We start from the raw sequence: 26,270 nt of genomic DNA on the forward strand, positions 1-26,270 counted from the left end.
GCGGTGCGCTCGAAATTGGATGGGGAGAGAGGGATCGAAGGCGAAGCGCGGCGCCGAAACGTCGGCGCGAGCGAACGCACCGCGATGCCGTGCGGGCATCGCGTGATCGGGTCGATGGAGTGGAGCGGTGCGGCGAACGACGACTTCGCGGCGATCGAGCAGGTTCGCGGGAATCGAAAGCGCTACAGCGGGACGGTAGCCGCGACCGCCTCGCCGGATGCGATGCCGACCATTCTGGTCAAACCGGACTCATGAGGGAAATGATTTAATTTTGTAGAATCCATTAAAGGCCGTCATGAATCGGCCGAGCCCGGGCGGCCATGGACTTCGATCCGACCTTGCTGCGCACCTTCATCGCGGTCAACGATGCCGGCGGTTTCACCCGCGCGGCCGAACGCCTGCATCTGACCCAATCCGCGGTCAGCCATCAGATCCGGCGCCTGGAGGAGCACGTCGGCCGCGCGCTGCTCCATCGCACCACCCGCCGATTGACCCTGACCGAAGACGGCGAAGATTTCCTGCGTCACGCCGAACAGATCCTGCAGTCGCTCGACGCGCTGTCGCGGCGCTTCCAGCCTTCGCCGATCACCGGCGCGGTGCGCTTCGGCGTGCCGGAGAACTTCATCGGCGACCGCCTGCCCAATCTGCTATGCCAGTTCACCCGCGCGTTCCCGAACGTGCGCATGGATGTCAGCGTGAGCATGAGCATGGACCTGCGGCAGATGGTCGACGCCGACGAACTCGATCTCGCCGTGGTCATCGCCTTGCCCGGCGACGACGCCGACACGGTGCTGCGGCGCACGCGCTTCGTCTGGGTCGCGTCCGACAGCTTCGACATCGCCGCCGGCCGCTCGTTGCCGTTCGCATTCTTCCCCTCGCCGTGCATCAATCGCCAGGTCGGCGTGTCCGCGCTCGATGGGACCGCGGTCGAATGGCATGTCATGTTCACCTCGCCGAGCCAGCAGGGCTTGAACGCCGCGATCTCGGCGGGCCTGGGCATCACCGTGATGGTGGAAGACGATGTCCTGCCCGGCATGCGCATCGTCGACGGCGAATACGGCTTGCCGCCGCTGCCGCCGGCCCAGTTCGTCCTGCTGCGCCGCCCGGGCGGCTGCACGCCGGCGGTCGCCGAGTTCGGCAAGCTGGTGCTTGCGTTGCCGTAGGCGAGGCCGTGATTGCCTGAGAGCCGGCGCGGCCCCTGTAGGAGCGGCGCGAGCCGCGACCGCGACATCGCACCTGCGTCGCGACCGGCCTGTCCACGGTCGTTCCCAGCCATTGGGCCGTAGCCCGGCCGGCTCCGGGCCGCCCCCGCAAGATGCCCTATGGCCGATGGACCCGCCCCTGGGGGATGGCTAGTATCGGGCGACCTACCAAGGGGCCCCCTATGAAACTGTTGACTGCCACTCCCTTGGCCGTGCTTTGCGCGGCTGCCCTGTCCCTGCCGGCGATCGCTGCGAAACCGGCCAAGCCACCGAAAGCGCCGACCTTCGACGCCAAGCGTCTGTCGGAAGAGGTGAAGGTGCTGTCCTCCGACGAGTTCGAAGGTCGCGGCCCGGCCACCGCCGGCGAGACCAAGACCATCGACTACGTGGTCGCCCAGCTCAAGGCGGCCGGCGTACAACCCGGCGGCGACCTGCAGGGCAATAAGCGCCTGTGGACCCAGGCCGTACCGCTGCTGCGCTCGGACATCGAGGGCACGCCGAAGCTGTCGGTGACGGTGAAGAAGAAGGCCCGCGCCCTGACCCAGGGCAACGAGATCGCCGTGCGCGCCGCGCTCGACGGCTCCAAGGCCGTGGCGATCAAGAACGCGCCGCTGGTGTTCGCCGGCTACGGCGTCACCGCGCCCGAGCGCGACTGGGACGATTTCAAGAACGTCGACCTCAAGGGCAAGATCGCGGTCGTGCTGATCAACGACCCGGACTTCGAGACCGGCGACGGCGACTTCGGCGGCAAGGCGATGACCTACTACGGCCGCTGGACCTACAAGTTCGAGGAAGCCGCGCGCCGTGGCGCGGTCGGCCTGCTGATCGTGCACGAGACCGCGCCGGCCTCCTACGGCTGGGCCACGGTCAAGAACTCCAACACCAACACCATGTTCGACGTGGTCCGCGACGCGCCCGGCAGCGCCCACCCGACCATGGAAGGCTGGATCCAGCGCGACCTCGCCGTGAGCCTGTTCAAGAGCGCAGGCCTCGACTTCGACAAACTCAAGAAGCAGGCGCAGACGCGCGAGTTCAAGCCGGTCGTGCTCAAGGGCGTGACCCTGTCGGCCAACTACGCGGTCAAGAGCGAAGTCATCACCTCGCAGAACATCGTCGGCCGCGTCGACGGCAGCAAGAAGCCCGACGAGACCGTCATCTACAGCGCGCACTGGGACCACCTCGGCGTCGGCGCGCCCGACGCCAAGGGCGATACCATTTACAACGGCGCCGTCGACAACGCCACCGGCACCGCTGCGTTGATCGAGATGGGCCGCGCCTTCGCCAAGGGCAAGCGCCCGCAGCGTTCGGTGGTGTTCCTCGCGGTGACTGCCGAAGAGAAGGGCCTGCTCGGCTCGGAGTTTTACTCGTCCAAGCCGCTGTACCCGTTGGCCAAGACCGTGGCGGTGATCAACATGGACGCGCTCGACCCGAGCGGCCCGGCGCGCGACTTCACCACCTCCGGCAGCGCCAAGCAGGAACTGCTCGACGAGCTGATCGCCACCGGCCAGCGCTGGAACCTCAGCTACGTCACCGATCCCAAGCCCGAAGCCGGCCACTTTTTCCGTTCCGATCATTTCCCCTTCGCCAAGCGCGGCGTGCCGGCGATCTCGTTCGGATCCGGCGAAGACAAGATCGACGGCGGCGCCGCCGCCGGCAAGGCCGACAGCGACGCCTACACCCGCGACCGTTATCACCAGCCCGCCGACCACTGGGAAGCCAGTTGGACCTTCGGCGGCATGGTCCGCGACCTGCAGGTGCTGTACACCCTCGGCAACGACCTCGCCAACTCCCGGCGCTGGCCGAACTGGAGCGAGGATTCCGAGTTCCGCGCTCAGCGCGACGAGACGGCGGATCAGCGCCCGGCTAAGTAATCGGTCAAGTAAAGCGCAGCAATGATCGGCATCGTGACGCGGTGCCGATAACGAAACGGTCGCGGTAGAGCTGTCGCTCTCCGCGACCATTTTCGTTTATGAAGTTACGCGACATGGAGGCCGTGTCGTGCTCGGTTGAAGGTCAGGCCGTGAAGCAAAGCGCAACTTTCGTTTGCTCTTGTGCAGGGCAGGGTTTCCAGCCAGCATGAAGACGAAGTCGTAGGCCGACTAGTGTGCTGTTTCGGGCGGCCGATGAGTGCAGGGCAAGTGGCGGGCCATCGCAATACATGCTGCGGAGAGGCGAATGAAAATCCAGAGCGGATATTCGGCATCGCACTTGCCAGGCTACTGGCGGGGCTCCACTCGATCGATGGGTCTGGCGGCGTGCATGCTCCTGCTGGCCGGTAATGGAAATGCGGCGAGCCAAGCCGGTCATGGCGCGGGATCGCGGCGCGTTGAAAGGTCATCCGAAGTCAGATCGGCTTCGATGGTAGAACCCGGGAAGGATGGCAAGCCTTCACTCGCCGCGCCGGAATCCCCCATTGCGGTCGCATGCCCCTCTCTCAATTTCGAGATTTTTCTCAGAGCCTTTGCCAACAGCGCCGAGATTCAGTCGGCCTACTCGTCTACGTCGTCCAGGCGTAAATACCCCTACTACTGGAAGCACAACACGGAGCCAGGCGATCCGATGCATCCGAAGTGGGCAGCCGACGAAGATCCCAGCGTAGGTAGAGTCAAGTATCGATACGACCCAGAGAGCAAGAGGTTCATCTGGGTCGGGAAGAGCCTGAAGAATGGTCAGCATTGGAGAAGTGTCAGGGCCGATGAGAAGCCAGTTTCTTTCGCGCAGCTGCCCGACTTCGAGATTCGCAGGATCTCCAACGCACAGTACGATGTTCATTATGGTGAGGGCGAAGTCGATACCTACGAGCTTGAGGCAGGCTGCTGGCGCTTCAGCCAACATCTGGACTTCGAAAAGATTGTGTTCTGCCGATGGCCGGATCAGTGCAGGTCCTGCCGCGAGTGGGAAGGAGAGGGTGAAAGCAGGGCTCTATGCGAGACGGTGGGCGCTCCAGACTGAAGCCGTGATGGCGATTGGCACGGACACTGGATCTTTACCGGTGGAGTGGAATGCGGGCTCTTAGGTCATGAGGTCTTGATGGGTTTGAGGGCAGCGGTTTCCGCCAGTTGATCCGCAACCACGAAGGAGTGACGAATGGAAAGGAAGCGTGGAAATAGCGAGGTCCATGTGAATGACTTAGAGCCTCAGGCCGCGATGAAAGGATCGGCGTCGTTAGCCGTACGTAAAGTGGATCTGGTGCGGTCGCTAATCTATGTCGTTGTATCCGTGTCGCTAATGCCACTGGTGGCTTGCGGTGGCGACAATCCCGCTAGCCAGGAGAGCAATCGCTCCATTTCCGAGCCGCGCAAGTTGGCACCACCTGTCTCTCCAGTTGTCCCCATCGAATCTGGAGCGAAGCCGGCGTCATGTCCGTCGAAGAATTTTAATGAGTTCTTGAGGGAGTTCGCCAATCGGATCGAAATACAGCGTGCTTTTACCTTGCGTCCGATCAAGGTGAAGACGCCGTACTACTGGCGGCACAACACCGAGCCGGGCGACCCCCGTTATCCGAAGTGGTTGACGGAAGCAAGCAAGGTCGAAATGCCGAATATCAAGTATCGATACGATGCTGAGAAAGCGGCGTACGTCTGGGATGAGGCGAAGCTCGTGGTCGGGGAGCCCTGGTCGAGCCACGGCCCAGACGGTAAGGCGCGTCGTGTCGCCCCTCTGCCTTACTTCAAAATCCGGAAGGTGTCGGGCGAGCGTTATGAGGTGGACTACATACGAAGCGGCACAGACTCATTTGTATTGAACTCAGGGTGTTGGCACTTCGAGCAGCATTGGGAACGAGAGAACATCGTCGATTGCAGATGGCCTGACGATTGCCGCAATCAGCGCGAGTACGAGCCCGAACTGACAGGCGAAGACTGAGACGGCCAAGGTTGCCTTGTTACATCGGAAAGGAGGCGCGATGAACGATCAACTTGGAACGACTTATAGGGTCAAACAGTTAAGTGCTCCCAAGGGAGCTAACAATGTGCAAGCGAATGAACCCGTAGGGGATTTCGATGGGCTCGTAACCCATCACCCCAAGGATAATCGCAATGCCAGGCTGAAAGACGGACTGGTTGTCGGAGGGCAGTCCGGGCGAGCTCACGCCATCATTGATGGTGAGGTTCAAGAGGTCGAGTTCGCGCGTAATGGCAACGATTACTTCGGATTGAAGCCCGGTCAGGTCTTGCTCAAGAAGGACCTAATGCTGGAAGACCCCAGCTTTCCAGAAGACACCCTTGGGGCTCGCCAGGTTCCAGTGCCTGCGCCAGTGTCGGGCTATGTCGGGCGCGTCAGTCATAGCCAGGGATTGGTAGATATCTACGATCGCGAAGGCGGGGACCTTATCGCTCGTATACGGCATATGGAGCCTATAGCCGTTTCAGAAAAAGAAACGGTCGTATACGGTCAGCAAATCGGCACTCAAGGCAACGCGCAAACCGGAGGAATCCATCTGCATATCGAAATGGATACCCGGTACTACAAACAGTTCGAGAACTACGTCGCCGATTTGGTCGAAGGCCGGCTTCTCATCGAGCCCGAGCTGCGTGCAGGCGTTCAGCCGCGTCCGATCACCGACGACGGGACGCTCCGCCTGGGCGAATCCAGCGTCCGCATTCGCGACTTGCAGAACCACCTCAACGATCAAGGCTATATCGGCGCCGATGACCGGCCGCTGGTGGCCGATGGCGTGTACCGGTTGACGATGCAGCGCGCGGTGTTGGATTTCCAGCGCGATCAATGCCTGCCGCAAACCGGAGACATCGATCCGGCGTTGCTCAAGCAGGTGCCGGCCATGTCGCCGCCCCCGATGGACGCCGCTATCGATGGTCTACGTAGCCGAGGGCTTTTCGATGGCGACTCGTCCCCGGCCTCACTGCCCGGACCGGCCAGTGGGCCATGTTCGCCGCCGACAGGCACGCAAATCGACGAAGCCGGGCAACGCCGACGGTCGTTGGAGCCGTTCTTTTCCAGTGCACCCGAAGCGGGCTCGCCGAGTCAGGCGGACCTGCCCTTGGTCCGGACGATCCGCGACAGGCTCCCCGCGGCTTTCGCCCAACACGGCCCGGTGCCGCCGGCGCAGGACCTCGACCGCATCGCGGCCTGCCTCGCGGTCGAGTGCCGGCAGAGCGGGATCGGCAAGCCGGATCACGTCGTGGTCGGGCATCCCGCGCCCGATGGCTCGGGCCGGCACGTGTTCGCGGTCGAAGGCGCGTTGAACGACCCGGCGCATCTGCGGGCGCAGGTGACTGGCCAGCAGGCGGCGATGACGCCGGTGCAGGACTCGCTGCACAAGCTCGATTCCTTGCAAGTTCAGCGCAGCGAGGATCCAAGTCTGTCGCTTCAGGCGCAGCAAGCCGAGCAACAGCGCCCGGCGGCAATGAAGGTGTAATCGCGGGGGCCTCGCGGGCTGGGGTTGTGCGAATGAACGAACGCGACCCTGATCGCGCTTCAGATTCGCCGTAGCGCACGTTGCATCGGAAGCGTTCCCGCCGGCGCCCGATTCGTTCCCACATTCTTCCTCGAAACGCCGTGGGCGACTGCCTAGCGTGGTCGGGCCGGCGCGGTCGCGCGCCGATTCGGTGGTCTCGGGTTCGAACGGCGCGCGTGATGCGTGTCGGTGCCGGTGCAGGCCGGCCGTCGGGCCGCCGGATCGGTCGCGTAGTTCTTTGCGCTTCGATCGGGCGCCGCCGCCGGCTTTGCTCGCCATGCGCCATCAACTCAAAGGAATGTCATGAACAAGAAAGTGCTTGTCGCTGCGCTGTGCGCCCTGGTCGTGGGCCTGCCGCTGTCCTCCGGGGCGGAAGAGTCCGAGCAGGAAAGCCCCAAGGAAGAGTGGGAACTGGCTGCGGCCACCGATCCTACGCCGCCGCCGGTGAAGAAATTCGCTTCGATCCTCGAAGACCTGGATCGGCGCTACCCCGATAGTGGCCAAGTCGATGTCGAGAAATTCATGGAAGCCGAAGGCGAGGGCGTGGCGCTGAGCTATTGCGCGGTGCTCGGCTTCGACGGCGCCTGCGTGATCGAGGAGAAAGAGGGCGAAGAGTTCTTCGTGCCTTACGTCCCGGCCAGGACCGCCGCCAAGGGTTTGCTGCGCTGGTGGGGCTGGCTGGAGCCGCGCTTGTTCAGCGTCGGCGTGATTCCGCAGAGCAACTACTGCCCGAGCGGCTATTCCTGGTCGCAGATCCACATGGACGACGAAGACCGTCGCAACGCGAATGGTCGCGGCGGCTGGATCGGCGCGACGTCCTCGGGCGGCAACACCACCTGGCGCTTCTGCAAGGTCGACACTGTGCGCGCGCTGTCGTTCCGGCCCTTGCCGAGCACCGGCAACCAGCACGACTACGCCGTGCTCAACATGGGTGTGTTCTGCCCTTCGGGCGCGCGCCGCTACACCCGCGTGCAAGAGAACGAGATCTGGCGCAACGCCAACAGCTCCTCGGGCGTGATCTTCCCGAACTTCCGCGTCTACAACACCTGGTTCACCAGCTACTGCCACTTCGACGGCGGCGCCTCGTCCTGGCTCGGCCACATGCCGAGCTTCCCGAAACTCGGCTTCGCCTATGGCGTGTTCGGCCCGCAGTCGATGCCGAGCAAGTACGCGCTGGCTCGCGGCTGGGTGCATCAGGACGACGAGGACATCCTCAACTGGAACGGCTGGTGGTTCGGCGGCGGCGACGACGTGATGCACGGCGGCCGCAACACCTGGCGCGGCCTGGTCAGGGTCGAGTGAGTTCGGGCCGCACCGCGGCCGTCGCCGGTCTCCCCTGTAGAGCGGCGGCGGTTGCGGCGCGGTTTTGGCGGTCGAACCGTAGAACTCGATCTGCATCTTCGATCGTTGCGGAGATGCGGGTTGCTTATGCGCAAACCCTACGGACAATGGCGGGTCTCCCGCTCTCAGTGCCGCTCCCCATGGATGCCTTCACCCTGATGCGTTCGTTCCGCCGCATCGTCGAACTCGGTGGCCTGGCCAAGGCGGCCGAGGACCTTGGCGTTTCGCCGGCCGGGTTGAGCAAGCAGTTGCGTACGCTCGAGGCGCATCTGGGCGCGGTGTTGATCCAGCGCACCACGCGGCGCATGAGCCTGACCGAGACCGGTCAGGCTTACTTCCGCGAGTGCGTGAGGTTGCTCGACGAGCTCGATGCGTTGGAAGCGTCGGTGCGCCAGCAGTCGCAACAGGTCGGCGGGCGCCTGCGGGTCAACGCGCCGGTGTCGTTCGCCTTGAGCACGCTGTCGCCCCTGGTGGCGGAGTTCCTGCGGCGTTATCCGGAGTTGAGCCTGGACCTGACCCTGGAGGACCGCTTGCTGGACGCGGTCGGCGAAGGCTTCGATGTGTCGATCCGGCTGCGCGCACAGTTGCAGGACTCATCGCTGATTGCGCGCCAGCTCGGTTCGGTCTGCCAGATGCTGTGCGCGGCGCCGTCCTATCTCGCGCAGCATCCGCCATTGGCGTCGCCCGAGGAGCTGCAAGGGCATTCGCTGCTGCATTACAGCCTGGCCGAGCCGCCGGGGTTGTGGCCCTTGCAAGGGCCGCAGGGGCCGGTGACGGTGCAGTGGCCGGCGCGGGCGACGGTCGGCAACAGCCTGGTGCTGCGCGATCTGCTGGTCGCAGGCCTCGGTATCGGCGCCTTGCCCTCGTTCCTGGCGGCGTCGGCGATCGCCAGCGGTGCGCTGGTCGAGGTCTTGCCCGAGTATCGGTTCGCGCCGCGCCAAGTGTTCGCGGTGTACCCGACTTCGCGCCATCTGCAACCGAAGGTGCGCGCCTTCGTCGATTTCCTCGCCGAGCGTCTGCCGGCCGCGCTCGCCGCGCATTCCTGACCTACAGCGAAAACTGTCGCAACGCCGCGGCGCTGTTTCCGCCGCGGCGGCATGCGCATCCTGGGGCCTGCTTTGAACCGAATCGCATCGAAGCCTGCCGCGCTCGCCGAGCGCCGGGTCTTCGGTGCTTCCCTTCATGCGTCGGTCATGGTGCCGGCGCGCCTCAGGAGTTGAAATGAAACTGCGTAGCCTATTGCCGCGCCTGGGCCTGTTGGCCCTCGGCGCCTTCGCCGCCTTGTCCGCCCACGCCGCCGAAGGCGTCGGCAGCAGCCCGTGGGGGCCGGCCGACGAGATCGGCCGGCTCAATCTGATCACGCCCGAGTCGCGCGCGGCAATCCTGTCGCGCGTCGACGGTCGCAAGGCCTATGACCTGGCTACCGACTACTACATCGGCATGCCGAGCTGGCAGGCCGCGGGCGACCCGCACTATCAGTTCTGGATGACCCACACCCCACGCGGCACCGTGGTCGACGACCCGATGGCCGTGGGCCGCGAGATGAACCACAAAGTCAGCTACACCGGCGCGGCGTTCTCGATGTACAGCCACAGCGGCACCCACATCGACGCGCTCAACCACTTCGGCCTGGACGGCAAGATCTGGAACGGCTTCCGCGCCGACGAGCATCTCGGCGACCGCGGCTGGACCAAGACCGGCGTCGAGAAATTCCCGCCGCTGATCGCGCGCGGCGTGCTGATCGACGTGGCTGCGGCGCAAGGCCTGCCGATGCTGCCGGAGAATTACCGCATCACCCGCCAAGACCTGCGGAACGCACTGGCCAAGCAGAAGGTCCGCCTGCAGCGCGGCGACATCGTGTTGATCCGCACCGGGCGTATGCAGCGCTTCGGCGATGCGAGCGGCTACATGGCCAACCCGCCCGGACTGGGCCTGGATGCAGCCAAGTTCCTGGTCGAGGACGGCGGAGCGATGATCGTCGGCGCCGACAACCTGAGCCTGGAGACCTTTCCCTCGGAGGTCGCCGGCGACTACATCCCGGTGCATACCTATCTGTTGGCCCAGCACGGCGTGCCGATCATGGAACTGGTCGCGCTGGAGGAGCTGTCGCGCGATAAGGTCTACGAATTCGCCTTCATCGGCGGGCCGCTGAAGATCCGCGGCGGCGATGCCGCGCCGCTGCGGCCGATCGCCTTGCCGTTGCGTTGAAGGTTCAGTGAGCGGCGGCCGGCTCGTGCAGCAACAGCGCGAGCCGGTCGAGCCCGAGTTCGGTGCCGCGGATGCGTTCCTCGCGGTCCTGGTAGCCGTCGAGGAACACGACCTGCTCGGTGAAGCGCATGCGCGTGCCGGCGCCGCCGGCTTCGAACTCGACCGTCGCCAGTGAGATCGACAGGTGGCGTTCGTCGACGTGCATGTCGTAGGCATAGACGATGCGTTGCTCGGGCACGACATCGAAGAAACGGGCCTGGAACAGGTGTACGGTGCCGGCGGGCGTGACGACGCGGTTGAGTTCGTTACCGCCCGGGCGGAAGTCGAGTTCGTAGCCGGTGTTGGCCATGTCGTCGTGGCAGACGAACCAGCGGCGTTTGGCCTCGGGGTTCGACCAGGCGCGGAAGGTGCGTGCCGGCGACGCCGGGAATTCGCGTTCGATGACGAACTGGGTGTGGATGGTCGAGCGTGGGTTCATCGCAAATCTCCGGAGCCGGATTCGTCTTCGAGCAAATAACGTGCGAGGGCGTCGAACTGGCGGTTCAACTGGGCCTTGCGTGCGGCGACCCAGGCTTCGACGTCGGCCAGGGCGTCGGGTGCGATGCGATACGTACGCACGCGCCCGACTTTCTCCGACACCACGATGCCGCCCGATTCGAGCACCGCCAAGTGCTTGACCACCGACGGCAACGCCATTGCCAGGGGCCGCGCGAGTTCCGACACCGAAGCCGGGCCTTCGCTGAGGCGGTCGACCATGCCGCGCCGGCTGGCGTCGGCGAGCGCATGGAACACGCGGTCGAGCCGCGCCGGGTCGACGGCGGGCCTGGCATTCATGGCGCACCGCCGTGCAGGAAGCGCGCAGGCATGGCATCCACGAACGGAAACATAGGGAAGTAGGGGCGCGCCTCGGCGATGGTGCGCTGGACCGACGGACGCGCCATCAGTCGCTCGAAATACGCGGCGAGATGCGTGTGGCCCGGCGGAAACGGCGCCACGATGCCGGCATAGAACAAAGCCGGCGATGCCGCGCAATCGGCCAGGCCGAACTCTTCGCCGCAGGCCCAACTGCGTTCGCGCATGCGTTGTTCGAGCATGTCGTACGCGTTCGCGAGCGTGGCCCGGGCTTCGGCGACGCCGTAGGGATCGCGCGATGCTTGCGGGCGGATGCGGTCGACGACGATCTTCTGCACCGGCACCTGCACGTACAGATCGAAGAAGCGGTCCCACAGGCGCACGTCGAGGCGTTCGTCCTGGTCGGACGGCAACAGCGGCCGCGCGCCGGGGTAGTGCTGCTCCAGGTATTCGATGATGACCGTGGTTTCCGGCACCGTGCGGTCGCGCGCCTCGTCGCGCAGCACCGGCATCTTGCCGACCGGCCACAGCTCGCAGAACTCGGCCCTAGCGTCGGGGTTGCCCAGGTCGACGAGATGGGGCTCGAAGGCGGTGCCGTTTTCGTACAAGGCGATCAGCACCTTGTGGCAGAAGGAGGCGAGGGGATGCTGGTAGAGGGTCAGGGACATGGCGTTTTCATGGGCGCTGCTTGGGCTTGATCGTGGTTTGGGGCTTGGGGGGGCGGCTTGGCGCTGCCCTGACCCCAGGCCTCTTCGCGCAAGCGGGAGAGGGGCTGAAAGCGGGGTCGGGAGAAGTAAAGTTTCTCTATCGGCTAAGTATTAGCGCGGAAGCTCGGCCTTGGCAAGAACTGTTTCCAGGATGGCTTAGTGTTGGGCGGCTTTGACCTCACGAAGACTCCTTAAGGCCGGCCGACAATTGCCGATCAACGAATGGAAGGGCCCACCTCACCGATGGATCTCATGGCAGAAGGCGGTTCCAAGCCGTCGATGGCGTGCGTGATCGCAGTAAGTCGTATCGCGGCGCTCTGCGCAGCGGCATTCGCCGTTGCCGGCTGTGGCCTGTTCGATTCACGTCTGGAGTGGGAGTCCGGTTCGTATGCGGTCTTGTGGATCGACGAGCCTTCGAACAGCAAGCTGTCGTATCGGGTTCATCCCGACACCTGGGTTCCGGTCGTCGACGCCTGCGTTTCGGCGATCGCCGACAATCCGCAATTCATCGGGGCGAGACAACGGCCAAGTGCGCAACATGCGCGCGAGCGCTATTTCGTCGTACGCAAACAGGAGTTAGCGAGCAGCGTCTATCCGACGCCGAGCGTTACCGGGCCGTTGTCAGCCGCCGAATACGAGGCGTTCGCGGTCAGACTGAAGTTGCCCGTGTTCGAGCCGGTAGGCATCGCGGGTGCGTGCGATCCGAAGGATGCAACCGGTTCGCGATAGCAGCGTATCGAAATAGGCGACCATGCACTCGCAGTGCGCCCGGCCTGGCTGCCGACAACGTTCGACTCAACGAAGCGTCGGATCGAAGCCGTTGAGCGGAGCGCTAATTTCCAGGGTTCGACGCTTTCCCCACCGCCGCCATCGCCCGCGACCCCGCCAGGATGATGCGCACCATCGTGCTCATCTGTTCGATGAGTTCGTGGTCCTTCTCGCTCGGCATGTCCATCGCGGTGGCGCCCATGGCGAATACCAGGCGGGTGATCGAACGCGCGACAAGGGCCGGTTCGTGCAGGGTGATCTTGTCGATCGCGGCCAGGCGGATCAGGTCGACGCGCAGTTCTTCCTCGAAGAACGACAGCTCGCGGTCGACCGCGCGCTTGAAGGCGTCCGAGCCGACCGTGCCCTCGCGCAACAACACGTGCAGCAATTTGTCGTCGGCGCGTAACTGTTCCATGAAAGCCTCGATGGAACTGCGCACGATGCTGCGCCGGGTCGCGGCGCGGTGGCGCGCCTCGCCGACGATCTTGCGCAGCGATTGCCCGGCCAGGTCGATCAGGGCGACAGCCAGTTCGTCGGTGTCGCGAAACTGGCGATAGAAGCTGTTCGGGGCGATGCCGGCCTCGCGGGCGACTTCGCGCAGGCTCAGGCTCGACACGCTGCGGTGCGGCCCGATCAGTTTGAGCGCGGCGGCGATCAGGTCCTCGCGCGAAATCGTCGCCTTGCGGCCCGGGTGCGAATCGACATCTATGTCTGAATGGAGGCGTTGGCTCACGGGGCTGGCACCAGGACGATGGCGAACATGATACTCCTGGCACGGAATTAATATACGGTTGTGCACACAGATGTGCTCATATGTGTATAGTGCCGCCATGAACGCTGCTCTTCGTCCCTCCCGCACCCGCCCGCACAGCCGCCTCAAGCGCCTGATCGCGCCGTTGGTTGCACCGCAAGTCTTTGATTTCTGGGCTTCTCGCTTCCATCCGACCTGGACCTGGGAGCGCCCGCTGGCGCGCATCGTCGCCCGCGAGCCGGCTTCGGCCGACGCCGTAACCCTGCTGCTGGCGCCGAACCGGCACTGGGCCGGCTGCCGACCCGGCCAGCATCTGATGATCGGTGCGCGCATCGATGGCGCCCTGGTGTCGCGCAGCTACAGCGCGGCGCAGGCGCACCGCGCCGATGGCCGCATCGCGATCACGGTCAAGGCGATCGAAGGCGGCAAGCTCAGCCGGCATCTGCACGAACACTCGCAAGTTGGCGACGTGCTCGAGATCGGTGCGGCCTTCGGCGAGATGACTCTGCCCGAGCGCGCCGACGGCGCCTGGCTGTTCCTGGCCGCCGGCAGCGGCATCACCCCGTTGATGTCGATGGTGCGCGAGCTGGCGGCGAAGGGCATGCCGGCCGAACTGACCCTGCTGTACTGGGCGCGCCGTCGCGAAGAGCTGTGTTTCGTCGATGAGCTGCGCGCGATCGCCGCCGAGCATCCCGGTTTCCGCGTGCGCTTCCTGCTGACCCGGCAGGAGCCGCTGCATGCGGACGAAGCCGCAGGGCGCATCGACGAAGCCTTGTTGTCCGAACTCGTTCCCGACCTGGGCGCGCGTCAGGTTTATGCCTGCGGCCCCGGCGGTTTCGTCGACAGTGCACGCGCGCTGTCGCAGACCCAGGCGCGCTCGTTCGCGGCCGAAGCCTTCACGCCGCCGCCGCGCAGGCTCGACGAGAGCGGCACGGTCGAAGTGACGCTCGCGCGCAGCGGCCGCACCTTGCAACTGCCGCGCGGCCAATCGCTATTGACCGCGCTCGAAGCCGAAGGCCTCAAGCTCGCTTCGGGCTGCCGCATGGGCCTGTGCAATACCTGCTCCTGCGGCAAGAGTTCCGGCAGCACCCGTCATCTGCATACCGGCGACGTCCAGGACGAGCCGGTTTCCGCGCTGCGCCTGTGCGTGAACAGCGCCGGCAGCGACCTCGTCCTCGATCTGTGATCCGTCCATGACCCGTACTTTCCGCAATCGCGTGCTGACCCCGCAGGAACTCGACCGCTTCGGCGAAGAGCTCGACGCGTTGCGCGCGCGCACCGTCGCCCAGATCGGCGGCGTTGACGCCGCCTACATCCGCCGCGTCGTCGCCTCGGTGCGCTACACCGGTTTGTTCGGTCGCTTGTTGTTGTATGTCGGCGCCCTGGGCCTGGCGCTCGGCGGCGCGTTCGTGCCGTGGATGATGGTGCCGGCGTGGATCCTCGGCACCTTGCTGCTGGGCCTGTCTAAGATCCTGGAGAACATGGAAGTCGGCCACAACGTCATGCACGGCCAGTACGACTGGATGCGCGACCCGCACCTGGACGGCAAGACCTACGAGTGGGACATCGTCGCCACCGGCGACAACTGGCGCAGAACCCACAACTACCAGCACCACACCTGGACCAACGTGCGCGGCATGGACGACGACATCGGCTACGGCCTGCTGCGTCTGTTCCCCGAGCAGCGCTGGAGGCCGTTCTATCTCGTCCAGCCGTTCATCGCCGTGGTGTTCGCGCTGCTGTTTGAGTGGGGCGTGGCGATACAGGATCTGCGCCTGGGCCGTTGGCTGACCGGCAAGACCAAGCACAAGGCGATGTGGCGCAAGTTCGTCCCGGTCGGCCGCAAGATCGGCAAGCAGATGCTCAAAGACTACGTGCTGTTTCCGCTGTTGGCCGGCCCGTTCTTCCTGCCGGTGCTGCTCGGCAACGTGGTCGCCAACGTGATGCGCAACCTGTGGACCTATACGGTGATCTTCTGCGGCCACTTCACCCACGATGCCGAAGTGTTTCCGAAGGAATCGGTGCGCAACGAATCGCGCGGACATTGGTATCTGCGCCAGCTGCGCGGTTCCTCGAACCTCAGCGGCGGCAAGTGGATGGACCTGATGACCGGCAACCTCAGCCATCAGATCGAACACCATTTCTATCCCGACATCCCGGCCTGGCGTTATGCCGCGATCGCGGTGGAAGTGCGCGACATCTGCGGCCGTTACGGCCAGCATTACGACACCGGCTCCTTGCCGCGCCAGTTCGGCGAAGTGGTCTGGCGCATCGTGCGTCATGCCTGGCCGAGCCGTCCGCGCGGCCGCCGGCCGCTGGTGCGGGCCGAAGCGCAGGCTTGAGGGCATGGTGCGCCGCTTGATCGCTGTGCTTCGGTTGCGGTAATAGAAACGAAGGCAACAGCAACAGCAAATCCCCCGCGCCCGCTGCGCGGTCGCCGCCCCCTCAACAAAGGGGGCAACGGCATGGGCGCGGTGAGGGGTGCGATGCGCTTACTGCCCGGCCTGGCCACCGCGCCCTTCAACGCCTGCAGTCACCGAGGTCGACTCCCGGCGGCCATGCGACCCATCGAGGTTGATTCCCCTTAGGAAAAGGGGGCGGGAGGGATTTGCTCCGCTCCGAAACAGCGGCACCGACGTTGCCGGCGGCGCCGCCAATCTATCCATCCCCTCAAGCCGCGCGCTTGGACTCGCCCGCCGCTTCCAGGCCGATTTCGCCCTGGAAATCGCCGCTGCTGGTCGCCGGGCGTTGGTCTTCGATGGCATGGGCGAAGATCACCGCGGGGTCGGCTTCGAGCTTGTCGTACAGGCGCTGCAGGTTCGGGTAGTCGCGGCGGTCGACGACCGAGTGGTACTTGGTCCAGCGTGCGATGCCGATGAAATAAGCGTCGGCCAGGGTGCGCTGTTCGCCGAGCAGCCAGGGCTTGTCGCCGAGCATCCGCTCCAGCTCCGCATGCGCGCGTTCGACCTTGGCCCGGCCGTACTCGGTCAGCGCGGCCTTGGTCGTCGGGTCCACTTCGTGTTCGATCACATGCCACAGCGAGCTGAAGGCGTTGAAGAAGGTGGTGTTGAGGAAGGCCAGCATGCGGTTGAGTTCGTCGAACTCGCGGCTGCCCTGTTCGAAGGCGATGCCGCTGGCGGTGGCGCGGGCGCCGATGTGGTTGAGGATCGCCATGCTCTCGACGACAACGTCGCCGTTCGCGGTCATCAGCGACGGCGTCTCGCCGACCGGGTTGATCGCGCGGTAGGCGTCGGTGTGGATCATCTCGGGCATTTCGACGCGCACCAGGCGATAAGGCAGGCCGGACCATTCGAGGGCGACGATCGAACCGAAGGAACAACCGGACGGAACGCCGTAGTAAAGGATCGGGGACATGAGTTTCTCCAGTGAGGGGTGGGCCCGTCTCGCGGGGTGAGCTCACTGTATTACTGTGGACTTTGGGCGTGTAGTCGGCAAAAAATGGACTAAAAGTCTCTGTATGTGTACTTTGCCGGCATGCTCAATCTCAACGATCTGGTCCTGTTCGCCGCCGCGGTCGAGCACGGCGGCTTTGCCGCGGCCTCGCGCCGGCTCGGCGTGCCCAAGTCGACGCTCAGCAAGCGCGTTGCGGCGCTTGAAGAGGAACTGGGCGTACGCCTGATCCATCGCACCTCGCGCAGCTTCACCCTCACCGAAACCGGCCGCGCGTTTCACGAGCATGCGCATGCGGCCTTGATCGAGACCGAAGCGGCGGAAGAGGTCGTGCGCAGCCGCGTCGCCGAGCCCAGCGGCAAGGTGCGCATCACTGCCGGCGTGCCGACCGCGCAGGACTACCTCGCGCCGCATTTGCCCGCGCTCGCGCGCGCCTATCCGCGCCTGCACGTGCAACTCGACGTCACCGACCGTTTCGTCGATCTGGTGCAGGAGGGCTACGACATCGCCGTGCGCAGCCACTTCGCGCCCTTGCCGGACTCGGGCCTGATCCAGCGCCAGGCCCTGGTCGAATCGATCGTGTTGGTCGCGGCGCCGTCGTATCTGGCCGAGCGCGGCCGGCCTGCGACGCCGCAGGAACTGGCCGCACACGATGCGCTGTTGACCGGGCAGTCGTCGGCGACGACGTGGACTTTGTCCGACACCACCGGCGACAGCGTCCAAGTTGCGCCGATCGCGCGCATGACCGCGAACGAGAGCCGTGTGCTGTCGACCGCGGCGGTGGCCGGGCTCGGCATCACCTGTCTGCCGGAGCGGATGTGCCGCGCCGAGCTCGACAGCGGTCGGCTGGTGCGGGTGCTGCCGGAGTGGATCGCAGGGCGCGTCGCCACGACCCTGGTGATGCCGCACCGGCGCGGGCAACTGCCTGGCGTGCGGGCTACGGTCGAATTCCTGATCGATTGCCTGAAGGCCTGAGCCCTCCGGTCATGCCGCGTCAGTCGCGCAGCGCGGCGTCGCTTTCGCTGATCACCAACAGCACCCGGCTGTCGCCATCGAGCGCATGGGTCGCGCGCTGTGCGGGGTCGGCCGAGGCCTGCAGCAAGCCGGCGAGTCCCGCGGCACCGGAGGCGGTGCTGTCCGGGCCGCCGGCCTCGCGCAGGGCGGCGACGGCGCTGCGCAACATCGGCTCGTCGACGCTCATGCCGCGCGCACCGTGACGCAGCAATACCGCCAATGCCGGCGCCGAGGCGAGTCCGCACGACAGCATTTCGGCGGCGGTGTGCAGGTCGCCATCGATAGTCACCGGTGAGCCGGCTTGCAATGCGCGCGTCACGCACGCGGCCGAATCGGGCTCGACGACCACGATGCGGGCCGACGCGCGCAACTGCGAGCGCAGGCCGTCGGCCATTGCCGCGGCCAAGCCGCCGACACCGGCCTGGACGAACGCGTGGCTCGGTGGCCCGCCGGCGTGGTCGGGCCATTGCCCGGCGAGTTCGCGCGTCAGCAAGCCGTAACCGTGCATGACGTCGGCGACGACGGTGTCGTCGGCATCGTCGCTGGTATCGGCGATCAACACGCCCTCGCCACGACCGGCCGCGGCCGCCGCGGCGAGGACGGCATCGTCGTAGCTGCCGTCGACGCGCACGACCTTGCCGCCGAGCGCGTCGATACGCGCGGCGCGGCGTTCGTCCACCGCGATGGGCAGATAGATCGTGGCGCGGGCACCGACGCGTTGCGCGGCCGCGGCGACGGCGAGGCCATGATTGCCGTCGCTGGCGCAGAGCAGCTTCATCGGCGCGGGGCTCTGGCGGCAGTGCCGTTGCAAGGCATCCAGCGATTCGGCGCCGGTGGCGCGGGCGAGCGCACGCAGGCCGGCAGTCATGCCGCCGATCGACTTGAAGTTGCCGAGCGGGCGTTCGTTCTCGGCTTTGGCGAAAACATGGGCGACGCCGCAGCGGCGCGCGAGCGCCGGCAATTCCAGCAAGCGGGTCGGGCGGTAGTCCGGCCACAATTGCGCCGGGTCGATCAGCCAGGGGTCGGTCATGGCGCCAGTGTGGCGGCGGCCGCGCGAGGGTGCGCCGCGAATCGGCGCGATATTTGCGGTTAAACCGCGCATCCGCATCGGTGCGCGGCGAAAACGGGCGCACCGGCGCTCAGCCGGGCCGCGTCTTCATTCCTCGTCGTCGAGCGCGACCGGAATCGTCAGGCCGCGCTTGACCAGGCTCAAGGCGACATTGGTGGTGAAACGCTTGATGTTGGGGTTCTCGCCGACCATGCGGATCATCAGCGCGTCGTAGCTTTCGGTGTCCGGTGCGGTCACCACCAGCACGAAATCGGCCTCGCCGGTGACGTAGAAGACTTGCTGCACCTGTTCCTCGCCGGCCAGCCACCGACGCAGCTGCGCCAATAATTCCGGCCGCTCGCGTTCGACCTGCAGGGCGACGATGAAGAAAGTCGGTTTGCCGACCTGCTTGGGGTCGACCACCGCCGCCTGGCGCACGATCACGCCCTGCTCGCGCATGCGCCGCAGCCGGCGCTGGATCGCCGACGGCGACAGCGCGACCTGCTCGGCGAGCTGGTCGGCGGTCTGGCCGGCGTCTTCCTGGACCAGGTTGAGCAATTGGCGGTCGAAGCGGTCGAGTTTCATGGTCCGGGCATCCTGGTGGGCGAGTCCGCCGAAAAACCGCAAGCGGCAGTGGCCGATCGCGGCGAAAGCGCGCGGCCGCGCCGCTAGCATTTTCGCCTCATCCCGAGGCGACGTCATGGATTTCCCGAAGCTGCAGCAGTTCGTCGATCGTATCTGGCCGGACGAGATCCTGCCGGCCTTGTGCGAGTACATCGCGATTCCCTGCGAGTCGCCGGCATTCGACCCCGACTGGGACGCGAACGGCCATATGCAGCGCGCGGTCGAGCTGATGACGGGCTGGGCGCGCCAGCACCTGCGCGAAGTGGCGGGCGCGAGCGTGGAAGCGCTGTGCCTGCCCGGGCGTACGCCGCTGATCTTCATCGACCTCCCGGCGGTCCGCAGCGCGGGTGCGCCGGTGTTGATCTACGGCCATCTCGACAAACAGCCGCCGATGGCCGGATGGGCGATGGGCCGCAGCGCCTGGGCGCCGAGCCTCGAAGGCGATCGCCTGTATGGCCGCGGCGGCGCCGACGACGGCTATGCGATGTTCGCCGCGATCGCCGCGGTCCTGGGCTTGCGCGAGCAAGGCCTGGCGCATCCGCGCTGCATGATCCTGATCGAAGCCAGCGAGGAATCCAGCAGCATCGATCTGCCGGCCTACATCGAGCATCTGGCGCCGCGCCTGGGCGAACCGGGCCTGATCGTCGCCTTGGATGCAGGCTGCGGCAATTACGAGCAGTTGTGGACGACGACCTCCCTACGCGGCCAGGTCGCCGGGAGTTTGAGCGTGCGCGTGCTCGACGACGGCGTGCATTCCGGCGATGCCTCCGGCATCGTGCCGTCGAGTTTCCGCATTGCGCGGCGTTTGTTGTCGCGACTCGAAGACGCCGACAGCGGCGAGGTCATCGCCGACTTCCAGGCCGAGATTCCGCCGGCGCGGCGCGCCCAGGCCGAGACCGCGGCGGCGGCCTTGGGCGAGGGACTGGTCGAGAGCTTTCCGTTCCACCGCGACACCCGGGCGGTCAGCGAGCTGCCAGCCGAGCTCGCCCTCAACCGCGCCTGGCGCGCGCAACTGGCGATCACCGGTCTCGATGGCCTGCCGGCCGTGGCCCAGGCCGCCGCGGTGATGCAGCCGTTCACCACGCTCAAGCTCAGCCTGCGCCTGCCGCCGACGCTCGATCCGGTAGCGGCGGGGCAGCGTTTGAAGACGTTGCTGGAAGCCGACCCGCCGTATCGCAGCGAGGTCTCGTTCGCGATCGATTTCACCAGCCCGGGCTGGCATGCGCCCGCGGTCTCGCCCTGGCTCGAAGCCAGCCTGGAGCGCGCCTCGCAACGCGCCTTCGGTCGGTCCAGCGCCTTGATCGGCGGGGGCGGCGGCATTCCCTTCCTGGCCATGCTCGGCGAGCGTTTTCCGCAGGTGCAGTTCGTCGTCACCGGCGTGCTCGGGCCGCAGTCCAACGCGCACGGGCCCAACGAGTTCCTGCACCTGCCGACCGCGCACCGCATCACCGCGGTGGTCGCGCAACTGCTGCACGATGCCGGCGAGCCGCGCCAGGCACTCGCTTCCGCAGCGTTTGCAGCGTAACGACACCCAGCCGATCCGCGCACGCTGTCTTTCACTCACCCCGTCATCCCGTAAAGGCCCCGCCATGCAACTGCTTTATCAGACCCACTCGCCGTACGCGCGCAAGGCCCTGGTGTTCGCCCACGAAGCCGGCCTGGCCGGGCGCATCGAGGTCGTGCACCACGAGACCAGCCCGACCCTGCGCAACGAAGCGGTGTATGCGCAGAACCCGCTCGGCAAGGTGCCGGTGCTGATCCGCGCCGGCGAGCCGGCGATCTTCGATTCCGACATCATCTGCGCTTATCTCGACACCTTGCACGACGGCCGCCCGCTGATCCCCGCACAGGGCGAGGCGCGCTGGCATGCGCTGCGCTTGCAGGCGGTCGCCCAGGGCCTGGCCGATGCCGGCATCAAGGTGCGCTGGGAAACCGTGCGCCGCCCGGAAGCTTTTCGCTTCCCGGCGTTGCGCGACGGCTACACCGAGAAACTGATCGAGAGCTACGACTGGCTGGAACAAGAACTGGACACCGATGCGCCGCTGCACGTCGGCCATATCGCCGTCGCCACCGCGCTGAGCTGGCTCGAGTTCCGCGAGTTGCCGGATTTCCGCGAGGGGCGCCCGCGCTTGGTCGCCTGGTTCGACGCGTTCGAGCGACGCGCGTCGATGCGCGCCACGCCCTTGTCCGGCGACACCCACGACTGAGTACCCGCCGCCATCGCGAAGCATGATGGCCTGCGCCGCGTCGCGACCGCGTTCGATGAGGTAGGCGCGGCGGTCGTCGCGCCGGACAGGGGAATGCGGATGCAGGCGGCCGGACAGGTCCGCCGAGACATCGCGCAATGCTGCGCCGGGCGCCCGCCCTGCGCAGGTTCTCTCCTGCCGACCCGGCTGCGTCATCGCGGCGCCCGACCAGGAGTGGAATCGTGAACAAGATCTTCGGCGGCCTGATCTCGGTGATCCTGCTCGGCGTCTATGTCCACCTCATCACGGTCGCGGTGGAGGTGGTGAACTGCGGCGGCGCCGCCAACTGCTCGGTGTTCAACGACGGCATGGCCCAGGCGTTTTCGGTGATCGGCGGCCTGGTGTCGGCGCTGGTCATCGCCGAGCTCGCGATCGCCAAGCCGGGCGAAGCGCCCGGCGCGCGCGTGCTGGACTCCGGCGCTTCGGTCGGCGCGGTGCGCACGGTGACCATCGTCTCGGTGTTGTTCGTGTTGGTATGGATCGGCGCGGGGCTGACCGCCTTCATGGTCGGGCTGTACCACCCCAAGGCGTTGCCGGTGCTGACCACCCACGGCCAAGCCTGGCTCGGCCTGGCGGTGTCGGCCGCCTATGCCTATTTCGGACTCTCGCCCGGCGGTCGTTGACCGCCATCGGAGTGCGACCGCACCGCGTCGTCAGTCGCGCGGTTGCGTATGCGACAGCGCCCGCTCCGGCGGCCCGAACAACTGTCCGACCACACCGCGCAGACCGCGCGCGCGCCAGGCGTCGCCGAACATCGCGATCCATTCGTGGAAGGTCAGCCGGATCGGGTTGTGCCCGCGCACCTGGCCGACGATGCCGTACTCGCAGGGCACGTCCGCGTCTTCCTCGGTATAGGTGCCGAACAGCTTGTCCCAGACGATCAGCACGCCGGCGTAATTCCGGTCGATGTATTGCGGGTTGCGCGCATGGTGGACGCGGTGATGCGAGGGCGTGTTGAAGACCTTCTCGAACCAACCGAGCTTGCCCACCGCCTGGGTGTGGACGAAGAACTGGAAGCCCAGGTTGATCGCGACCACCGCGACGATATGGCGGGGCTCGAAACCGATCCAGGCCAAGGGCAGCCAGAACAGCCACATGCCCGAAATCGGATAGGTCAGGCTTTGCCGGAACGCGGTCGACAGGTTGAGCCGCTCGGAGGAATGGTGGGTGACGTGCGAGGCCCACAGCCAGCGCACCCGGTGGCTGCTGCGGTGGAACCAGTAATAGAAGAAATCCTGGGCCACGAACAACGCCGCGATGGTCCACCACGACGCCGGCGGCAGTTCGAACAGGCGGTGGGCGTAGACGGCGTAGTACAGGCCGATCACCAGCAACCAGGCGATCGCGTCGCTGGCCTGGTGCATCAGCGCCAGCGCCGCGTTCGACAGGGTGTCGCGCAGGCTGTATTGCTCCGGCCGGCGTTTGCGCCAGTACCAGGCCTCGACGCCGATCAGCAGCAGGAAGACCGGCGCCATCGCCAGCAGTATCCACTCCTGCATCAATCGCGCTCCCGTCGCCAGGCGGCTTCCAGGGCCTCGGCCATGCGCTCCAGGCATTGCCGCATCGCCACTTGCATGAAGCCGTGCAGCAAGGGCCAGGCGAACGGCCAGGCCAGGACGTTGGTCAGTTCGAAGTCGTAGCGCCAGAGCACGCGCGTGGAGGTCGGCGTGTTGGCCGAGCGCTCGATCGATTCGGCGGCGAAGGTCCAGTCGGCGTGGCCTTCGCGCGCGAGCCAGGCCAGCGGCCCGCGGAACCCGCTCAAGGTATAGGCGTGGCGGCGCGGCGGATCGAACGCAGTGATGCGCTCCATCAGGCGCGAGCCGTCCTCATTCTCCAGGCTGCGCATGCTGCCGACCGCGGGCGGCGCCAGGGGGGTGATGCGGTGCAGGCCGGGAATCGGGCCGTAGCCTTCGAACAGGGCCGGGAAGCGCTCAGGGTCCAGGGCCAACGCGAACACCGCCTCGGGCGTGGCGGAGATGCTGCGTTCGGCGAGTAGGGAGACGCGCATTCAGCGAGTCTAGAAGGTCGCACGCGGCGAATCCATACGCCGGCGCAGGTTCTGCGTGGACGGTCGCGATTCCCTGCCAGGCGGGGCGGGGATCTGGCTTTGCCGTTTATCGACTCGCGCTCAGCGCAGCCACTCCTCGACCAGTGGCGGCACGACCGCGGTCGCCGTGCCTTGCAGGAAGCGATAGCCGCGCGGCACTTCCTGCGGCTCGGGCGAGACGAAGCAGCGCTCGGCCGAGAACGGGGCATACGCGACCAGGCCGGCAGCCGGGTAGACGCTCAGCGAGGTGCCGATCGCCAACACCTTGGCCGCGGTCGAGAAATGCGCCTCAGCCTCGTCCATGTGACGTACGGCTTCGCCGAACCAGACCACGTCGGGGCGCAGCTGGCTGCCGCGTTCGCACAGGTCGCCGAGTTCGATCAGCGGGCGCTTCAGCGGATAGATTCGTTCCGGGGCGACGGTGTTGCGCGCCTTGAGGATTTCGCCGTGCACGTGGATCACCGTCGACGAACCCGCGCGTTCGTGCAGGTCGTCGATGTTCTGGGTGATCACTACGACCTCGTACTTCTCCTCGAGCCGGGCGATGGCGAGGTGGGCGGCGTTCGGCCGCGCCGCCAGCACGCCCTTGCGGCGCTCGTTGTAGAAGCGCAGCACGGTGGCCGGGTCGCGCTGCCACGCCTGTGGCGAGGCAACGTCTTCGAGGCGGTATTCGTGCCAAAGCCCGCCCATGTCGCGGAAGGTCTTGAGCCCGCTCTCGGCGCTGACGCCAGCGCCGGTGAAGACGACGATCTTGTCTTTCACGACGGTGCCCGCTCGGTCGGCACGATGAATCCGTTGCGATGAACCCGATGAGTGGCGTGTTGCATGGCTCGAACCTGTTGCCGGAGAAAGCGGAGGCGTAGCTCCGGACAGGAGGATATCCGAGACCGCCGCCCGCTGTTTTCGCGGCAGCGGGGGCGAGCGCTTGCCGATACGGCCGAACCGTGGGGCGGCAGGATCGTGGGTGGCGAGCGCTTTCAACCCTGGCGCCGGTCCGTGCATCTGTCGTTGGGCGCGGGCGTGCCGGTCCGCGTGCGACCTGCGGCCGATGCCGCCGGATCGGCCGTCTACTATCGTCGACGGATCATCGGCACGAGAACGAACCAGGAGTCGGGAATGATCGCTTACTTGTTGGCTTTGACCTTGGGAGCCACGAATCCTTCGGGCGCGACCGACACGGCCCCGGCGCAAGCGGCCGGCACCTGGCTGGTGTCCGACGTCACCGTGATCCCGGCCGATACCGACGAGGTGTTGCCGCACCGCAGCGTGCTGATCCGCGACGGCCGCGTCGTGCGCATCCTGGCGCCGGGCGCGAAGGCGGAGGCGAGCGATGCGACGATCATCGACGGACGCGGCAAATACCTGGTGCCCGGGTTCGTCGATGCGCACGTGCACCTCGCCAACGAGGGCGCGATTCGCGACAGCAAGGATCCGGCGATCTCAGGGCTCGACCTCGGGCAGACGCATCGCTACGACCGCCAGGTGATGCTGGGTTTGCTCAAGGCCGGGGTGACCGGCGCGGCCAACCTCGGCGGCGGGCCGCGCAGCGACGAAGACCTGCTGTGGCTGCGCGAGGAAATCGCCGCCGGCCGTATCGCCGGCCCGCAGTTGTATGTCGGCAAGCGCATCAACGGCCCGCGCGCCGCGGTCGCGCTGCAACCGGCCGCAACGGTGCCGGCCTCGAAGCCGGAGGCGCCGACTACCGCCGCCGACGGCGCCGAGGCGGTACGTCTGGCGCGCGAGCGTGGCTACGATTTCATCAAGCCCTACCAGTTCCTCAACCGCGAGACCTATCGCGCGGTCGTCGACGAGGCCGGGCGGCAGGGCATGATCACCAGCGGCCATCTGCCCGAGCTGGGTTGCGCGAGCTGCGCCGACCGCGCCTTCGCCTTCGCCCATCCGATGGACAACATCGCCCACAGCGAAGAGTTGACCCGCTACGCGCGCATCGGCAGCGACCTGTCGCCGCGCGACCTCGATGCGCTGGCCGATAGGGTCGCCGAGCGCAAGATCGCGGTCACGCCGACTCTGGTCACGCTCAAGACCATCGTCGGTATGTACGTGCAGCGCGCGGTGCCGCCGGTGCCGGGCGATTGGGCGGCGCGCGTCGACCCGGTCACCCGCATCGATTGGGCGCCGCCGGCCAACCGCTACCTGAGCCAGGCCTTCCGCGACCAGGACGGCGCCGATACTTTCTCGGCCGGCTACGACTTCGCCCGCGTGTTGACCCGGCAGTTGTGGAAACGCGGTGTGCCGCTCACGGTCGGCACCGATGCCTCTCTGCCGGGCCTGGTCTTCGGCGTGTCGGTGCAACAGGAAATGATCGAATTGCGCGAGATCGGCCTGCGCCCGATCGAGGTGTTGCGCGCGGCCTCGATCAATGCGCATCGCTTGTTCGACCCCAAGGGCGGCAGCGGCGCGGTGCGCGAGGGCGAGCGCGCCAATCTGGTGCTGCTCGACGCCGACCCGCTGGCCGACCTCCACAACGTCGGCAAGATCGCCGGCGTGTTCGCGCAGGGGCGCTGGTTGCCAATGGCCGAGATCGACCGCCGTCTGGACGAGGGGCGGGCCTTCGAGCAGGCATTGACGAGGCAGATCCAGGCGCACAAGGCGCATCCGGCCGAGTGAGCGCAGC

The 26,270-nt window shown here is 66.4% G+C and carries 27 protein-coding genes; 17 read left to right on the forward strand and 10 right to left on the reverse strand.

Going from position 1 to position 26,270, the window contains the following annotated elements; all coding sequences use genetic code 11:
- The first annotated feature begins 3 nt into the window (after positions 1-3).
- The 9 genes from GLA29479_RS24600 (at position 4) to GLA29479_RS13620 (ending at position 10,167) form a co-directional block, all read left to right on the forward strand.
- Positions 4-255, forward strand: a complete 252-nt coding sequence (locus GLA29479_RS24600; protein WP_144436517.1) for a hypothetical protein — start codon at positions 4-6, stop codon at positions 253-255.
- Positions 256-320: 65 nt separating this feature from the next.
- On the forward strand, positions 321-1,163 hold the full coding sequence (locus GLA29479_RS13585; protein WP_057916738.1) for a LysR family transcriptional regulator: 843 nt from the start codon (positions 321-323) through the stop codon (positions 1,161-1,163).
- 221 nt (positions 1,164-1,384) lie between these two features.
- The gene (locus GLA29479_RS13590) at positions 1,385-3,073 is read left to right on the forward strand and encodes a M28 family metallopeptidase (protein WP_057971913.1); all 1,689 of its coding nucleotides are present in this window, start codon (positions 1,385-1,387) and stop codon (positions 3,071-3,073) included.
- A 388-nt stretch (positions 3,074-3,461) separates the two neighbouring features.
- Positions 3,462-4,154, forward strand: a complete 693-nt coding sequence (locus GLA29479_RS13595; protein ID WP_144436518.1) for a hypothetical protein — start codon at positions 3,462-3,464, stop codon at positions 4,152-4,154.
- A 135-nt stretch (positions 4,155-4,289) separates the two neighbouring features.
- Entirely contained in the window at positions 4,290-5,066 is a 777-nt protein-coding gene (locus GLA29479_RS24605; RefSeq protein WP_144436519.1) for a hypothetical protein, read from the forward strand.
- 40 nt (positions 5,067-5,106) lie between these two features.
- Positions 5,107-6,579, forward strand: coding sequence for an XVIPCD domain-containing protein (locus GLA29479_RS23740; RefSeq protein ID WP_082638655.1), 1,473 nt, complete (start codon positions 5,107-5,109; stop codon positions 6,577-6,579).
- 342 nt (positions 6,580-6,921) lie between these two features.
- Positions 6,922-7,920 (forward strand): hypothetical protein, encoded by a 999-nt coding sequence (locus GLA29479_RS13610; RefSeq protein ID WP_057916741.1) that lies wholly within the window; start codon positions 6,922-6,924, stop codon positions 7,918-7,920.
- 179 nt (positions 7,921-8,099) lie between these two features.
- On the forward strand, positions 8,100-9,005 hold the full coding sequence (locus tag GLA29479_RS13615) for a LysR family transcriptional regulator (RefSeq protein ID WP_057916742.1): 906 nt from the start codon (positions 8,100-8,102) through the stop codon (positions 9,003-9,005).
- Positions 9,006-9,180: 175 nt separating this feature from the next.
- Positions 9,181-10,167 carry a cyclase family protein gene (locus tag GLA29479_RS13620; RefSeq protein ID WP_057971917.1) on the forward strand — a complete coding sequence of 329 codons (987 nt, stop codon included), beginning with the start codon at positions 9,181-9,183 and terminating at the stop codon, positions 10,165-10,167.
- A gap of 4 nt (positions 10,168-10,171) precedes the next feature.
- On the opposite strand, the gene GLA29479_RS13625 is transcribed toward GLA29479_RS13620, so the two are convergent.
- The 3 genes from GLA29479_RS13625 to GLA29479_RS13635 are packed head-to-tail and all read right to left on the reverse strand — an operon-like array spanning position 10,172 to position 11,687.
- Complete coding sequence (locus GLA29479_RS13625) at positions 10,172-10,645, reverse strand: SRPBCC family protein (protein ID WP_057916744.1); 474 nt, start codon at positions 10,643-10,645, stop codon at positions 10,172-10,174.
- Positions 10,642-11,001 (reverse strand): ArsR/SmtB family transcription factor, encoded by a 360-nt coding sequence (locus GLA29479_RS13630; RefSeq protein ID WP_057971918.1) that lies wholly within the window; start codon positions 10,999-11,001, stop codon positions 10,642-10,644. The genes GLA29479_RS13625 and GLA29479_RS13630 overlap by 4 nt, the downstream gene beginning before the upstream one ends.
- A complete protein-coding gene (locus GLA29479_RS13635; protein WP_057971919.1) occupies positions 10,998-11,687 on the reverse strand; it encodes a glutathione S-transferase family protein in 690 nt (229 codons plus the stop codon). Before GLA29479_RS13635 ends, GLA29479_RS13630 begins: the two co-directional genes overlap by 4 nt.
- A 291-nt stretch (positions 11,688-11,978) precedes the next feature.
- Between GLA29479_RS13635 and GLA29479_RS13640 the strand changes: the two genes are divergently transcribed.
- Positions 11,979-12,455 carry a hypothetical protein gene (locus GLA29479_RS13640; protein WP_144436520.1) on the forward strand — a complete coding sequence of 159 codons (477 nt, stop codon included), beginning with the start codon at positions 11,979-11,981 and terminating at the stop codon, positions 12,453-12,455.
- 103 nt (positions 12,456-12,558) lie between these two features.
- Here the strand turns inward: GLA29479_RS13640 and fabR are convergent, their stop codons facing one another.
- Positions 12,559-13,227 carry an HTH-type transcriptional repressor FabR gene (fabR, locus tag GLA29479_RS13645; RefSeq protein ID WP_057971921.1) on the reverse strand — a complete coding sequence of 223 codons (669 nt, stop codon included), beginning with the start codon at positions 13,225-13,227 and terminating at the stop codon, positions 12,559-12,561.
- 97 nt (positions 13,228-13,324) lie between these two features.
- Here fabR and GLA29479_RS13650 point away from each other — a divergent pair, with 97 nt between their 5' ends.
- Together GLA29479_RS13650 and GLA29479_RS13655 are read left to right on the forward strand one after the other, a co-directional pair.
- Complete coding sequence (locus tag GLA29479_RS13650) at positions 13,325-14,431, forward strand: ferredoxin reductase (RefSeq protein ID WP_057971922.1); 1,107 nt, start codon at positions 13,325-13,327, stop codon at positions 14,429-14,431.
- A 7-nt stretch (positions 14,432-14,438) separates the two neighbouring features.
- Positions 14,439-15,587 (forward strand): fatty acid desaturase family protein, encoded by a 1,149-nt coding sequence (locus GLA29479_RS13655; protein WP_057916750.1) that lies wholly within the window; start codon positions 14,439-14,441, stop codon positions 15,585-15,587.
- A gap of 328 nt (positions 15,588-15,915) precedes the next feature.
- Here the strand turns inward: GLA29479_RS13655 and GLA29479_RS13660 are convergent, their stop codons facing one another.
- The gene (locus tag GLA29479_RS13660) at positions 15,916-16,620 is read right to left on the reverse strand and encodes a glutathione S-transferase family protein (protein WP_057971923.1); all 705 of its coding nucleotides are present in this window, start codon (positions 16,618-16,620) and stop codon (positions 15,916-15,918) included.
- 120 nt (positions 16,621-16,740) lie between these two features.
- On the opposite strand from GLA29479_RS13660, the gene GLA29479_RS13665 reads away from it, so the two are divergent.
- Entirely contained in the window at positions 16,741-17,631 is an 891-nt protein-coding gene (locus tag GLA29479_RS13665) for a LysR substrate-binding domain-containing protein (RefSeq protein WP_057971924.1), read from the forward strand.
- Between the two features lie 19 nt (positions 17,632-17,650).
- Here GLA29479_RS13665 and GLA29479_RS13670 read toward each other — a convergent pair whose 3' ends face one another.
- Together GLA29479_RS13670 and GLA29479_RS13675 are read right to left on the reverse strand one after the other, a co-directional pair.
- Positions 17,651-18,772: a pyridoxal-phosphate dependent enzyme gene (locus tag GLA29479_RS13670; protein WP_211264988.1), complete on the reverse strand. Its 1,122-nt coding sequence runs from the start codon at positions 18,770-18,772 to the stop codon at positions 17,651-17,653.
- Between the two features lie 54 nt (positions 18,773-18,826).
- Positions 18,827-19,303 carry an Lrp/AsnC family transcriptional regulator gene (locus tag GLA29479_RS13675; protein ID WP_057973199.1) on the reverse strand — a complete coding sequence of 159 codons (477 nt, stop codon included), beginning with the start codon at positions 19,301-19,303 and terminating at the stop codon, positions 18,827-18,829.
- A 115-nt stretch (positions 19,304-19,418) separates the two neighbouring features.
- Here GLA29479_RS13675 and GLA29479_RS13680 point away from each other — a divergent pair, with 115 nt between their 5' ends.
- The 3 genes from GLA29479_RS13680 (at position 19,419) to GLA29479_RS13690 (ending at position 22,211) form a co-directional block, all read left to right on the forward strand.
- On the forward strand, positions 19,419-20,867 hold the full coding sequence (locus GLA29479_RS13680) for a M20/M25/M40 family metallo-hydrolase (protein ID WP_057971925.1): 1,449 nt from the start codon (positions 19,419-19,421) through the stop codon (positions 20,865-20,867).
- A 64-nt stretch (positions 20,868-20,931) separates the two neighbouring features.
- The gene (locus GLA29479_RS13685; protein ID WP_057971926.1) at positions 20,932-21,549 is read left to right on the forward strand and encodes a glutathione S-transferase family protein; all 618 of its coding nucleotides are present in this window, start codon (positions 20,932-20,934) and stop codon (positions 21,547-21,549) included.
- Positions 21,550-21,770: 221 nt separating this feature from the next.
- Positions 21,771-22,211, forward strand: a complete 441-nt coding sequence (locus tag GLA29479_RS13690; protein WP_057971927.1) for a hypothetical protein — start codon at positions 21,771-21,773, stop codon at positions 22,209-22,211.
- A gap of 30 nt (positions 22,212-22,241) precedes the next feature.
- Here the strand turns inward: GLA29479_RS13690 and GLA29479_RS13695 are convergent, their stop codons facing one another.
- The 3 genes from GLA29479_RS13695 to GLA29479_RS13705 form a co-directional block, all read right to left on the reverse strand.
- Complete coding sequence (locus GLA29479_RS13695; protein WP_057971928.1) at positions 22,242-23,087, reverse strand: sterol desaturase family protein; 846 nt, start codon at positions 23,085-23,087, stop codon at positions 22,242-22,244.
- A complete protein-coding gene (locus GLA29479_RS13700) occupies positions 23,087-23,596 on the reverse strand; it encodes an SRPBCC family protein (protein WP_057971929.1) in 510 nt (169 codons plus the stop codon). Before GLA29479_RS13700 ends, GLA29479_RS13695 begins: the two co-directional genes overlap by 1 nt.
- Positions 23,597-23,716: 120 nt before the next feature.
- Positions 23,717-24,397, reverse strand: a complete 681-nt coding sequence (locus GLA29479_RS13705; RefSeq protein WP_057971930.1) for an SIR2 family NAD-dependent protein deacylase — start codon at positions 24,395-24,397, stop codon at positions 23,717-23,719.
- A 354-nt stretch (positions 24,398-24,751) separates the two neighbouring features.
- On the opposite strand from GLA29479_RS13705, the gene GLA29479_RS13710 reads away from it, so the two are divergent.
- Positions 24,752-26,263: an amidohydrolase family protein gene (locus GLA29479_RS13710; protein ID WP_057971931.1), complete on the forward strand. Its 1,512-nt coding sequence runs from the start codon at positions 24,752-24,754 to the stop codon at positions 26,261-26,263.
- The last annotated feature ends 7 nt before the right edge of the window (positions 26,264-26,270 follow it).

This window comes from Lysobacter antibioticus (genome assembly GCF_001442535.1).
Taxonomy (GTDB): Bacteria; Pseudomonadota; Gammaproteobacteria; order Xanthomonadales; family Xanthomonadaceae; genus Lysobacter; species Lysobacter antibioticus.

Bases quoted from the DNA above. Each gene is read 5' to 3' on its own strand.
- GLA29479_RS13585 (WP_057916738.1), top strand. From the start codon at position 321: ATGGACTTCGATCCGACCTTGCTGCGCACCTTCATCGCGGTCAACGAT.
- GLA29479_RS13590 (WP_057971913.1), top strand. From the start codon at position 1,385: ATGAAACTGTTGACTGCCACTCCCTTGGCCGTGCTTTGCGCGGCTGCC.
- GLA29479_RS13595 (WP_144436518.1), top strand. From the start codon at position 3,462: ATGCTCCTGCTGGCCGGTAATGGAAATGCGGCGAGCCAAGCCGGTCAT.
- GLA29479_RS24605 (WP_144436519.1), top strand. From the start codon at position 4,290: ATGGAAAGGAAGCGTGGAAATAGCGAGGTCCATGTGAATGACTTAGAG.
- GLA29479_RS23740 (WP_082638655.1), top strand. From the start codon at position 5,107: ATGAACGATCAACTTGGAACGACTTATAGGGTCAAACAGTTAAGTGCT.
- GLA29479_RS13610 (WP_057916741.1), top strand. From the start codon at position 6,922: ATGAACAAGAAAGTGCTTGTCGCTGCGCTGTGCGCCCTGGTCGTGGGC.
- GLA29479_RS13615 (WP_057916742.1), top strand. From the start codon at position 8,100: ATGGATGCCTTCACCCTGATGCGTTCGTTCCGCCGCATCGTCGAACTC.
- GLA29479_RS13620 (WP_057971917.1), top strand. From the start codon at position 9,181: ATGAAACTGCGTAGCCTATTGCCGCGCCTGGGCCTGTTGGCCCTCGGC.
- GLA29479_RS13625 (WP_057916744.1), bottom strand. From the start codon at position 10,645: ATGAACCCACGCTCGACCATCCACACCCAGTTCGTCATCGAACGCGAA.
- GLA29479_RS13630 (WP_057971918.1), bottom strand. From the start codon at position 11,001: ATGAATGCCAGGCCCGCCGTCGACCCGGCGCGGCTCGACCGCGTGTTC.
- GLA29479_RS13635 (WP_057971919.1), bottom strand. From the start codon at position 11,687: ATGTCCCTGACCCTCTACCAGCATCCCCTCGCCTCCTTCTGCCACAAG.
- GLA29479_RS13640 (WP_144436520.1), top strand. From the start codon at position 11,979: ATGGCAGAAGGCGGTTCCAAGCCGTCGATGGCGTGCGTGATCGCAGTA.
- GLA29479_RS13650 (WP_057971922.1), top strand. From the start codon at position 13,325: ATGAACGCTGCTCTTCGTCCCTCCCGCACCCGCCCGCACAGCCGCCTC.
- GLA29479_RS13655 (WP_057916750.1), top strand. From the start codon at position 14,439: ATGACCCGTACTTTCCGCAATCGCGTGCTGACCCCGCAGGAACTCGAC.
- GLA29479_RS13660 (WP_057971923.1), bottom strand. From the start codon at position 16,620: ATGTCCCCGATCCTTTACTACGGCGTTCCGTCCGGTTGTTCCTTCGGT.
- GLA29479_RS13665 (WP_057971924.1), top strand. From the start codon at position 16,741: ATGCTCAATCTCAACGATCTGGTCCTGTTCGCCGCCGCGGTCGAGCAC.
- GLA29479_RS13670 (WP_211264988.1), bottom strand. From the start codon at position 18,772: ATGCGCGGTTTAACCGCAAATATCGCGCCGATTCGCGGCGCACCCTCG.
- GLA29479_RS13675 (WP_057973199.1), bottom strand. From the start codon at position 19,303: ATGAAACTCGACCGCTTCGACCGCCAATTGCTCAACCTGGTCCAGGAA.
- GLA29479_RS13680 (WP_057971925.1), top strand. From the start codon at position 19,419: ATGGATTTCCCGAAGCTGCAGCAGTTCGTCGATCGTATCTGGCCGGAC.
- GLA29479_RS13685 (WP_057971926.1), top strand. From the start codon at position 20,932: ATGCAACTGCTTTATCAGACCCACTCGCCGTACGCGCGCAAGGCCCTG.
- GLA29479_RS13695 (WP_057971928.1), bottom strand. From the start codon at position 23,087: ATGCAGGAGTGGATACTGCTGGCGATGGCGCCGGTCTTCCTGCTGCTG.
- GLA29479_RS13700 (WP_057971929.1), bottom strand. From the start codon at position 23,596: ATGCGCGTCTCCCTACTCGCCGAACGCAGCATCTCCGCCACGCCCGAG.
- GLA29479_RS13710 (WP_057971931.1), top strand. From the start codon at position 24,752: ATGATCGCTTACTTGTTGGCTTTGACCTTGGGAGCCACGAATCCTTCG.